General features: G+C 67.6%; 9 protein-coding genes. All 9 read left to right on the plus strand.

The features are described 5' to 3' along the window. Window positions 1-13: 13 nt before the first annotated feature. On the plus strand, window positions 14-1,969 hold the full coding sequence (gene iolC / locus OJI97_RS11565; RefSeq protein WP_297663626.1) for a 5-dehydro-2-deoxygluconokinase: 1,956 nt from the start codon (window positions 14-16) through the stop codon (window positions 1,967-1,969). Continuing rightward, complete coding sequence (gene iolD, locus OJI97_RS11570; protein ID WP_297663628.1) at window positions 1,966-3,801, plus strand: 3D-(3,5/4)-trihydroxycyclohexane-1,2-dione acylhydrolase (decyclizing); 1,836 nt, start codon at window positions 1,966-1,968, stop codon at window positions 3,799-3,801. The genes iolC and iolD overlap by 4 nt, the downstream gene beginning before the upstream one ends. Next, the gene (iolE, locus tag OJI97_RS11575; protein WP_297663630.1) at window positions 3,798-4,691 is read left to right on the plus strand and encodes a myo-inosose-2 dehydratase; all 894 of its coding nucleotides are present in this window, start codon (window positions 3,798-3,800) and stop codon (window positions 4,689-4,691) included. The genes iolD and iolE overlap by 4 nt, the downstream gene beginning before the upstream one ends. Next, window positions 4,691-5,482, plus strand: coding sequence for a 5-deoxy-glucuronate isomerase (gene iolB, locus OJI97_RS11580; protein ID WP_297663632.1), 792 nt, complete (start codon window positions 4,691-4,693; stop codon window positions 5,480-5,482). Before iolE ends, iolB begins: the two co-directional genes overlap by 1 nt. A gap of 9 nt (window positions 5,483-5,491) precedes the next feature. Continuing rightward, complete coding sequence (locus tag OJI97_RS11585) at window positions 5,492-6,985, plus strand: CoA-acylating methylmalonate-semialdehyde dehydrogenase (RefSeq protein ID WP_297663634.1); 1,494 nt, start codon at window positions 5,492-5,494, stop codon at window positions 6,983-6,985. Between the two features lie 221 nt (window positions 6,986-7,206). Next, window positions 7,207-8,541, plus strand: a complete 1,335-nt coding sequence (locus OJI97_RS11590) for an MFS transporter (RefSeq protein WP_297663636.1) — start codon at window positions 7,207-7,209, stop codon at window positions 8,539-8,541. Between the two features lie 11 nt (window positions 8,542-8,552). Further along, window positions 8,553-9,959 carry an alkaline phosphatase D family protein gene (locus OJI97_RS11595; RefSeq protein WP_297663637.1) on the plus strand — a complete coding sequence of 469 codons (1,407 nt, stop codon included), beginning with the start codon at window positions 8,553-8,555 and terminating at the stop codon, window positions 9,957-9,959. Continuing rightward, complete coding sequence (locus OJI97_RS11600) at window positions 9,956-10,162, plus strand: hypothetical protein (RefSeq protein WP_297663639.1); 207 nt, start codon at window positions 9,956-9,958, stop codon at window positions 10,160-10,162. Before OJI97_RS11595 ends, OJI97_RS11600 begins: the two co-directional genes overlap by 4 nt. Next, entirely contained in the window at window positions 10,159-11,274 is a 1,116-nt protein-coding gene (locus OJI97_RS11605) for a Gfo/Idh/MocA family oxidoreductase (protein ID WP_297663641.1), read from the plus strand. Before OJI97_RS11600 ends, OJI97_RS11605 begins: the two co-directional genes overlap by 4 nt. The last annotated feature ends 79 nt before the right edge of the window (window positions 11,275-11,353 follow it).

Below are 11,353 nucleotides of genomic sequence, written 5' to 3' on the forward strand. Positions count from 1 at the left end.
AGACCAAGGAAGGATGGTCTGGAAAGCGATGGCGGAGCAAGGGCATGAAGCGGTCGGAGAACAGCGGCTGGACGTCGTCACGCTGGGGCGCGCGGGGGTAGACCTTTACGGCGAACAGATCGGCGGGCGGCTCGAGGATATGGCGAGCTTTGCCAAATATATCGGCGGCAGCCCGACCAACACCGCGGTCGGCGCGGCGCGCCTCGGCCTGCGCGCCGGGCTGATCACTCGCGTCGGCGCCGACCATTTCGGGCGTTTCATCGTCGAAGAACTGGAACGCGAAGGGGTGTCGACGCGCGGCGTCCGCTCCGACCCCGAGCGGCTGACCGCGCTCGTCTTCCTCGGCATCCGCGACCCCGATACCTTTCCGCTGATCTTCTACCGCGAAAATTGCGCCGACATGGCGCTGGCCGCCGACGATATCGACCCCGATTTCATCGCTTCGGCCGGAGCGCTGCTGATCAACGGCACGCACCTGTCGCAACCGGGCGTGTTCGCGGCGAGCCTCAAGGCGGCGACGCTGATGAAGGCGGCCGGCGGGCGCGTCGTTTTCGATATCGATTACCGCCCCGTGCTGTGGGGGCTTGCGGGCAAGGACAATGGCGAGGACCGCTTCGTTGCGGATCGCGGCGTGACCGAAGCGCTGCAGCGCGTGCTGCCGCTCTGCGACCTGATCGTCGGCACCGAGGAGGAGATTCATATCCTCGGCGGTTCGACCGACACGCTGGCGGCGCTCCGTGCGATCCGCGCGAAAAGTGCGGCGCTGCTCGTCTGCAAGCGCGGCGCCGAGGGGTGCGTCGCCTTTCCGGACGCTATTCCCGCATCGCTCGACGCCGGGGTCGTCGGCCGCGGCTTTCCGATCGAAGTGTTCAACGTGCTCGGTGCGGGCGACGCCTTCATGGCGGGTTTCCTGCGCGGCTGGCTTCGTGACATGCCGCTCGAAAAATGCTGCGAGATCGCCAATGCGTGCGGCGCGCTCGTCGTCTCGCGCCACGGCTGCGCGCCGGCGATGGCGTCGTGGGACGAGTTGCAGCATTTCCTTGGCGGCCAATGGCCGCACCGCCTGCGTGAAAGCGCCGAACTCGAACAGCTCCACTGGTCGACCAACCGCCACGGCGAGCGCGACGAGCTGACGGTCCTCGCGATCGATCACCGTAGCCAGTTCGACGACCTGCTCGCCGAACTCGGCGAAGTGGGCGAGGCGCGGGTCCATCATTTCAAGAATCTGGCGCTCGAGGCGCTGCACCGCATGGGCGCGGGGGATCCCAGTTACGGCGTGCTGCTCGACGGCCGCTTCGGCGCGCGCGCGCTCGAGGCGGCGGCCGATCATCCCTATTGGATCGGGCGGCCGATCGAGGTGCCGGGGTCGCGCCCGCTGCGCTTCGAGGGATCGCCCGACGTCGGCATGACGCTGCGCGACTGGCCGGCCAACCATGTCGTCAAATGCCTCGTCTTCTATCATCCGGACGACGATGCCGGGATGCGCGCGCGGCAGGACCGGCAGATCGCGCGGCTGTTCGACGCGTGCCGCCGCACCCGGCACGAATTCCTGCTCGAAATCATCGCCTCGAAACATGGGCCGGTCGACAGCGGCACGATCGCGTCGGTGATCGACCATATCTATTCGCTCGGCATCTATCCCGACTGGTGGAAGCTCGAACCGACCACCGACGCCGCCGCCTGGGCGGCGAGCGAGGCGGCGATATTGCGCCACGATCCGCTCTGCCGCGGCATCGTCCTGCTCGGCCTGTCGGCGCCGCAGGACGAGGTGCTCGCGGGCATAGTCGCCGCCGCCGCCTTTCCATTGGTCAAGGGCTTCGCGGTCGGCCGCACCATCTTCCACGACGTCGCGCAGCAATGGCTGACCGGCGCGATCGACGACGAGGCGGCGATCTCCGCGCTCGGCGCCAATCTGCGCGTCCTTGCCGATGGCTGGCGCGCGGCGCGCCGTGCTAGGGTGGCGGCATGAGCAGGACGGTCAGATTGACGATGGCGCAGGCGCTGTCGCGCTGGCTCGCGGCGCAGCGGGTCGAGGCGGGCGGCGTCGAGACGCCCTATTTCGCAGGCATCTGGGCGATCTTCGGCCACGGCAATGTCGCGGGGATGGGCGAGGCGCTGGCGGGGATGGAGGATGCACTCCCCACCTATCGCGCGCATAACGAGCAGGGGATGGCGCACGCCGCGATCGCCTTCGCCAAGGCGAGCCGCCGCCGCCGGTCAATGGCGTGCACGACCTCGATCGGCCCCGGCGCGACGAATATGGTGACCGCCGCGGCGCTTGCGCACGTCAACCGGCTGCCGGTGCTCTTCCTGCCCGGCGACGTCTATGCCAGCCGCCGCCCCGATCCGGTGTTGCAGCAGATCGAGGATTTCGCCGACGCGACGGTCAGCGCCAACGACTGTTTTCGCCCGGTGTCGCGCTATTTCGACCGCATCACGCGGCCCGAACAGATCATCGACGCGCTGCCGCGCGCGATGGGAGTGCTCACCGATCCGGCGCTATGCGGGCCGGCGACGCTGGCGCTCTGTCAGGACGTGCAGGCCGAGGCTTTCGATTATCCCGAAGGCTTCTTTGCCCCGCGCCTGTGGCGTCCGCGCCGTCCGCGCGCCGACCGCGCCGAACTGGCGGGGCTGATCGAGGCGGTCCGCGCCGCGAAGGCGCCGCTGATCGTCGCGGGCGGCGGCGTACTCTATTCCGAAGCCGAGGCGGTGCTCGCCGATCTTGCGGCCCGGACCGGCATTCCGGTCGCCGAGACGCAGGCGGGGAAGGGCGCGCTCGCCTGGGATCACCGCCAAGCACTCGGCAGCATCGGCGTCACCGGGACGAGCGCGGCGAACGCCGCCGCCGAAGCCGCCGACCTGATCGTCGGCGTCGGCACCCGGCTGCAGGATTTCACCACCGGGTCGCGCACGCTCTTCGCGGGCAAGCGGCTGATCCAGATCAACATCGCCGCGCCCGATGCGATCAAGCAGGGTGCCGAGGCGGTCGTCGGCGACGCGCGCGAGACGCTCGAAGCCCTGACCGAAGCGCTCGCCGGCTGGCGGGTCGAAGCCGCATGGCGCGACGCGAACCGCGCGGCGGTCGCCGAATGGAACGCCGCGTGGGATGTCGCGACCGCGCCGGGCTCCGCGCTCCCCTCCGACGCGCAGGTGATCGGCGCGGTGTGGCGGCAGGCGGGCGAGGATGCGACTGTCGTCTGCGCCGCGGGCGGCTTGCCGGGCGAACTCCACAAGCTTTGGCGGAGCCACCGTCCGGGCGGCTATCATGTCGAATATGGCTTCTCGTGCATGGGCTATGAGGTCGCGGGCGGGCTCGGGGTCAAGATGGCTGATCCGGCGCGCGACGTCATCGTGATGGTCGGCGACGGCAGCTATCTGATGCTCAACTCCGAACTCGCGACCTCGGTGATGCTCGGCCACAAGATCACCGTCGTGCTGCTCGACAACCGCGGTTACGGCTGCATCAACCGGTTGCAGCAGGGAACGGGCGGGCGTCCGTTCAACAATCTGCTCGCCGACGCGGCGCACGCGGTGCTGCCCGAGATCGACTTTGCGGCCCATGCCCTCAGCCTCGGCGCGGCGGCCGAGAAGGTCGGCGGCCTCGCCGAACTCGACGCCGCGCTCGGCCGCGCGAAGGCGTCGGCCAAAAGCTACGTGATCGTCATCGACACCGATCCCGCGATCACGACCGAGGCGGGCGGCCATTGGTGGGACGTCGCGGTCGCCGAAGTGTCGGTGCGTGCCGAGGTGCAGGCCGCGCGCCGCGACTATGAACATCGAATCGACGGAGAGAGGCAATGACGATCCGCTGGGGCGTGAGCCCGATCGCCTGGTGCAACGACGACATGCGCGAACTGGGCGGCGACACGACGCTCGACGAACTGCTCACCGATGTCCGCGACATCGGCTTCGACGGGGTCGAGCTCGGCAATAAATTCCCGCGCGATCCCGAGGTGCTCGCGCCGATCATGGCGGGATACGGCCTCGACATCGTCGGCGGCTGGTATTCCTCGAATCTGCTCGTCCGCGACGCCGATGCCGAGATTGCGGCGCTGGCGAAGCATCTCGCGCTGCTCGAATATATGGATTCGAGCGTCTTCATCCTCGCCGAGACGTCGAACGCGGTCCACGGCGACCGCACCGGCAGCCGGCTCGATACCCACCCGGTGCTGCCCCCCGCCGACTGGAAGCAGTTCGGCGAGCGGCTGAATAGCGTCGCGCGCTTCATCACCGATCGCGGGCTGCGCTTCGCCTACCATCATCATCTGGGGACGGTCGTCGAGACGAAGGACGAGCTCGAACGCTTCTTCGACGCGACCGGGGATCATGTCGGGCTGGTGCTCGACACGGGGCACGCGCTGTTCGGCGGGATCGAGCCGATCGACGTGATCAAGGCGCGCCCCGAACGCGTCGCGCATGTCCATTGCAAGGATATCCGCACCGCGAAATATGAGGCGTTCCTTGCCGACGGAACGAGCTTCCTCAATGGCGTCGTCGGCGGCATGTTCACCGCGCCGGGCGACGGCGACTATGATTATGCGCCCTTCATGCGCGCGCTCGCCGACATGGACTATTCGGGCTGGATCGTGATCGAGGCCGAACAGGACCCGGCGATCGCCAACCCCCGCGACTATAGCCAGCTCGGACTCGACACGCTGAAGCGGCTCGCGCGCGCGGAGGCGCTGGTCTGATGTCGCTGCTCGTCCGCCCACACGCCCCCGACGACGATGGCACGCTGCTCGACATCACGCCCGAAAGCGCGGGCTGGCAATATGTCGGCTTCCGCGTGGTCCGGCTGGCCGCGGGCGCGCGCTACAATCATGTCGAGGACGGGCGCGAGGCGTGCCTCGTGATCCTGACCGGCACCGTGTCGGTCGACGCGGGTGGCGAGCATTTCGGCGAAATTGGCGGGCGCGAGACGGTGTTCGACGGCGCCGCGACCTCGGTCTATGTCCCCGCGGGGCATCGCTATACGATCGAGGCGGCGTCCGACGCCGAAATCGCGATCTGCACCGCCCCCGGCAGCGGCGCCGGCGCGGTGCGGCTGATCCGTTCCGACGCGGTCGAGGTGCGCGGGCAGGGCACCAACACGCGCCACGTCCGCAACATCCTGTCCGACGCCGACGCGGCCGAAAGCCTGCTCGTCGTCGAGGTGATCACGCCCGGCGGCCACTGGTCGAGCTATCCGCCGCACAAGCACGACCGCGACGCCTTCCCCGAGGAGACCTTTCTCGAGGAAACCTATTACCACCGCCTGTCACCGCCGCAGGGCTTCGCCTTCCAGCGCGTCTATACCGACGAACGCGACATCGACGAGACGATGGCGGTCGAGGACGGCGACGTCGTGATGGTGCCGCGCGGCTATCATCCGGTCGGCGCGCCGCACGGATACGACCTTTATTATCTGAACGTGATGGCGGGACCCCGGCGCAACTGGGTGTTCCGCAACGACCCCGCGCATGAGTGGATCGTGCGCCAGTAAGGAAGAGCGATGAGACAGATTGACCCCTTCATCGCCGGCGACGCCGCCGGCGGCGGCTCCGTGCGTGCCGGCGACGTGTTCAACCCGAGCACGGGGCAGGTTCAGGCCCGCGTCGCCTTTTCGACCACCGCCGATCTCGACCGCGCCGTCGCTGTTGCCCAGGCCGCGCAGCCGGGCTGGGCGGCGACCAATCCACAGCGCCGTGCGCGCGTGATGTTCCGCTTTCGCGACCTGCTCGAGGCGAACATGCAGGAGCTCGCCGAGCTGCTCGCGAGCGAGCATGGCAAGGTCGTCGCCGACGCGCGCGGCGACGTGCTGCGCGGGCTGGAGGTGATCGAATTTTCGTGCGGCATTCCGCACGCGCTGAAGGGCGACTATACGCAGGGCGCGGGGCCGGGAATCGACGTCTATGCGATGCGGCAGGCGCTCGGCGTCGTCGCGGGCATCACGCCGTTCAATTTCCCCGCGATGATCCCGATGTGGATGTTCGGCCCCGCGATCGCGGCGGGCAATGCCTTCATCCTCAAGCCCAGCGAGCGCGATCCGTCGGTGCCGGTGCGGCTCGCCGAACTGATGATCGAGGCGGGCCTGCCCGAGGGCATTTTGCAGGTCGTCCACGGCGACAAGGAAATGGTCGACGCGATCCTCGACCATCCGGGCATTGCGGCGGTCAGCTTCGTCGGCTCGTCGGACATCGCGCATTATGTCTATGGCCGCGGCACCGCGGCGGGGAAGCGCGTCCAGGCGATGGGCGGTGCGAAGAATCACGGCATCGTCATGCCCGACGCCGATCTCGATCAGGTCGTCAGCGATCTTTGCGGCGCCGCCTTCGGTTCGGCGGGCGAGCGCTGCATGGCGCTGCCGGTCGTGGTGCCGGTGGGCGACAAGACCGCCGATGCCTTGCGCGAACGGTTGATTCCGGCGATCGCCGCGCTCAAGGTCGGGGTGTCGAGCGATCCCGACGCGCATTACGGCCCCGTGGTCAACGCCGCGCACAAGGCGCGCATCGAACAATGGATCCAGACCGGGGTCGACGAAGGCGCCGAGCTGGTCGTCGACGGCCGCGGGCTGGTCTTGCAGGGGCATGAGCGGGGCTTCTTCGTCGGCCCGACGCTGTTCGACCGGGTGACGACCGATATGCGCGCCTATCGCGAGGAAATCTTCGGCCCGGTGCTGCAGATCGTCCGTGCGCCCGATTTCGAGACGGCGCTGCGCCTGCCGAGCGATCATCAGTACGGCAACGGCGTCGCCATCTTCACCCGCAACGGTCACGCCGCGCGCGAATTCGCGCAGCGCGTCAACGTCGGCATGGTCGGGATCAACGTGCCGATCCCGGTGCCGGTCGCCTATCACAGCTTCGGCGGCTGGAAGCGTTCGGGCTTCGGCGACACCAACCAATATGGGATGGAGGGCGTGCGCTTCTGGACCAAGGTCAAGACGGTGACGCAGCGCTGGCCCGACGGCGGCGCGGGCGACAATGCGTTCCTTATTCCGACGTCATGACGGTCGAAACCGGCACCGTGAAAAAACCTGTTCCCCCGCGAAGGCGGGGGTCCATCTCCGGCCGGTGCGAGATGGGTCCCCGCCTTCGCGGGGACACAGTCTTTCAATTTCGGGCCGGCCGCAACATCAAAACGAAACAAATCTTCCATTTGCATATAAAATGAAATAGCGTCATGCACCGGGCGCCCGAACGACAGAGGCGCCGGTGCGGGAGAGAGGCGATGCTGAGATATTTCGCGACGGGGCCGGACCTGCCGGTCAGGACCGACGACGGCGTCGATGGCGCGTTCCGGCGCTATCGGATGCGGATCATCATGGCGATCACGCTCGCCTATGCCGTCAGCTACACGTGCCGGCTCGCGATCAATATCGTCAAGAAGCCGCTGATCGATGCGGGCATTTTTACGCCGCTCGAGCTCGGGATGATCGGTTCGGCGCTGTTCTACACCTATGCCGCGGGCAAGCTGATCAACGGCTTCGTCGCCGACCACAGCAATGTGAAGCGGCTGTTCGCGGCGGGGATGATCCTGTCGGCGCTGTGCAACATCGCGATGGGCTTCTCGACGCTCTTCTGGGCGACTTTGCTCATCTGGGGGCTCAACGGCTGGTTCCAGAGCTATGGCGCCCCGGCGTGCGTCGTCGCGCTGGCGAGCTGGTTCTCGAATCGCGAGCGCGGACGCTATTACGGCATCTGGTCGACCGCGCATTCGATCGGCGAGGGGCTGACCTTTGCCGTCGTTTCGGCGCTCGTCGCGTTCGGCGGCTGGCGCTGGGGCTTCTGGGGGCCGGGCGTCGCTGCGATCCTCGCCGGGATCGCGGCCTTTTACGCGATGGCCGACCGGCCGCGCGCGCTGGGCCTGCCGACCGTCGCCGACTGGCGAAACGATCATTATGCCCCGCCTGCCGAAGGCGCGCCCGAGCGCGGGGTCTTCGCGACCCAGCTTTCGATCCTCAAAATCCCCGCGGTCTGGATTCTCGCGCTGGCGAGCGCCGCCAATTATGTGACGCGCTATGCGATCAATAGCTGGGGCATCCTCTATCTTCAGGAAGCGCGCGGCTATTCGCTGGCGGAAGCGGGCGCGGTGCTCACCGCGAGCACGCTCGCGGGGATCGCGGGGGCGGTCGCCTTCGGCTTCGTTTCGGACACATTCTTCGGCGCGCGGCGTCCGCCCGCCAATCTGTTGTTCGGCGTCGTCGAGCTCGCCGGGCTGCTGCTGCTCTTCTTCGGCCCGAACAATCCGGCGGTAGTGCTGGTCGCGGTGGTCCTGTTCGGACTCGGCATGACCGGACTCGTCACCTCGCTCGGCGGCCTCTTCGCAATCGACATCTGTCCAAAGCGCGTCGCGGGCGCCGCGCTCGGCCTCGTCGGCGTGTTTTCCTATCTCGGCGCGGCGATTCAGGAACAGGTGTCGGGTGCGCTGATCGACGCCCACATGCATATGGTGAACGGCGCGAACGTCTATGATTTCGGGCCGGTGATCTGGTTCTGGATCGGCAGCTCGGTGCTCGCGACCCTGCTCGCGACGACGCTGTGGAAGACGAAGCTGCGCGACTGAAGGATATGACGATGCATCGCCGCAATCTCCTGCGCGGGGGCGCCGCGCTTGCCTTTCTCGCTGCGCTGCCGCGCCGGCTTTATGCCGCCGCGATCGGTTATCCGCGGCTGCTCGATGGACCGATGGTCGGTGCGACGACGCCGGAGAGCATCACGATCTGGTCGCGCGCGAGCGGCGCCTTCGGGGTCGCGGTCGAATATGCGACGCGCCGCGACTTCGCCGATGCGAAGACGACCGCGCCGGTCGCCGCGACGCAGGAGAATGATCTCTGCACCGCGATCGAGGTGAAGGGGCTTCGGCCCGACACCGACTATTATTACCGCATCAAGGCCGACGGGATCGACGACCGGCACCAGCCGCTCGCGTTTCGCACCCGCACCGCGCCCGCCCGCCCGCGCCCGATCCGCATCGCCTTCGGATCGTGCGCGCGCGTCCAGCTCTATCCCGAACAGCCGGTGTTCGAGGCGATCGCCGCGATGGAGCCCGATCTCTTCCTCTGGCTCGGCGACAATATCTACGCCGACAGCGACAGCGAGACCGCCTTTTCGGCGCTCTATTCGCGCCAGCGCAATGTGGCGGCGCTCGTTCCGTTGCTCCGTTCGGTGCCGCAGCTCGCGATCTGGGACGATCATGATTTCGGCTATAATGATTCGGACCGCCGGAGCGGTGCGAAGGCGATGACGCGCCGCCTGTTCGACCGCTGGTGGGCGAATCCGGCATCGGGGTTGCCCGATACGCCCGGCATCTTCTTTCGTCACAGCTTCGGTCCCGTCGATATCTTCATGCTCGACGGGCGTTACCATCGCGACCCGCCGTCGGACCCCGACAGTCCGGCCAAGACGATGCTCGGCGCGGGACAAAAGGCGTGGCTGAAGCGCGAGCTCAAGGCGTCGAAGGCGGTGTTCAAGATCCTCGCCTCGGGCACCGGCTGGACGCTTGCCGAAAAGGACGGCGACAGTTGGGCCGCCTATCTCCACGAGCGCAACGAGATCCTCGACTTCATTCGCGACGAAGCCATCACCGGCTGCCTCGGTATTTCGGGCGATGTGCACCAGGGCGAACTCAACTGTGTGCCTTGGTCCGAGCAGGGCGGCTATGATTTCTACGATCTGGTGAGTTCGGGTCTCGCGCAATATCTGGCGCCCAAATTCGTCGATCAGCATCCCGAGGTGCGATTGCGTGCGCCGTGGGTGCGGAGCGCCAATTTCGGCCTGCTCGAGTTCAGCTTCGATCCCGAGCCGCGCGTCGAACTGAGCGTCCGCGACGTGATCGGAGCTTCGGCATCGGGCAAGCCCGTCGTTCTTCGCGCCGCCGATCTCGTCAACGGCAAGCAGAGCTGGCGCGCGGCGATCGACCCGCATGAACTCGAACGCCGCGAGCGCGTGGAGCGCGGCGGCAGCTATTATGGAGGTGAATGATCATGCGTTTCGAGATGGAGACGATCGCGCGCGACGAGTTCGAGGCGCTGAAGGCGCATCTGCCGTGCGCGACGCGGGAAGGCCTGTTCGAGACCTATCGGATCAGCCAGAATAGCTGGTACAAGCTGCGCGACGGTCAGCCGTTGAAGCGCAAGACGATCGAGCGGCTGCGCGAACGCTTTCACCAGGTCGCGGGCGGATGAGCGGCGCGCCCCTCCATATCGCGCTGATCGGCAGCGGCTTCATGGGCCGCGCCCATGCGCTCGCCTTCGCCGCCGCCGACCGGACCTTCGACCTGCCGCGTGCGCCGCGCGTCACGATCCTCGCCGACCGCGATCTGCCGACGGCTGTTGCTGCGGCTGCCTCGCTCGGCATCCCGCAGGCAAGCGGCGACTGGCGCGAGGCGATCGCCGACGCATCGATCGACATGGTCGCGATCGCCACCCCGAACCTGCTCCACGCCCCGATCGCGATCGCCGCGCTCGAAGCAGGCAAGGCGGTCTATTGCGAAAAGCCGCTGGCGACGACGATCGCGGAGTCGGAGGCGATGACCGCCGCCGCCGCGGCGACGGGGCGGCCGACCGCGGTCGGCTTCACCTATCTCTACAATCCGATGATCGCCCTTGCGCGCGATCTGATCGCCAGCGGCGAGATCGGCGAGGTCACCGCCTTTCGCGGCATCCATGCCGAGGATTTCATGGCGTCGGCCGACGCGCCGTTCAACTGGCGCTGCGAGCCCGAGCAGGCGGGCGGCGCGCTCGCCGACATCGGCAGCCACATCATCGCAATGGCGCAGCACCTTGTCGGCGACATCGGATCGGTATCGGGTCGCCTCCACACGGCCTATCCGACGCGGCGCGACGTAGCGGGTGCCGACCGCGCGGTGACGGTAGACGATCAGATGGACGCGGTGGTCGCATTCGCGAACGGCGCGACCGGAACCCTCGCGGCGAGCTGGATCGCCAGCGGGCACAAGATGGGGCTGGCGTTCGAGGTCAGCGGCACGCGCGGTTCGATTGCCTTCACGCAGGAGCGGTTCAACGAGCTGAAACTCTATCGCTCCGGGACGGGGCGCACCAACGGCTTCACGACGATCTGCGCGGGACCCGAGCATGGCGACTATGGCGCCTTCTGCCCCGCATCGGGGCACCAGATCGGCTATAATGATTTGAAGACGATCGAGGTCAAGGTCGCGATCGAGGCCGCGGCGGGGCTGCCGTCGGCAGCAAAGAGCTTCGCCGACGCGCTGGCGGTGGAAAAGGTCGCCGACGCGATCCGGCGCTCGCATCGTGACGGGGGGTGGGTGAAGCCCTGAGGGGAATTGGCGGGTTTCGACCGATTGCGGTCGTTGGCGGAGCTTGCTCTCTCCCCTTCAGGGGAGAGATACGAAGGCT

Origin of the sequence: Sphingopyxis sp. (genome assembly GCF_025869345.1) — a bacterium.
Classification (GTDB): Bacteria; Pseudomonadota; Alphaproteobacteria; order Sphingomonadales; family Sphingomonadaceae; genus Sphingopyxis.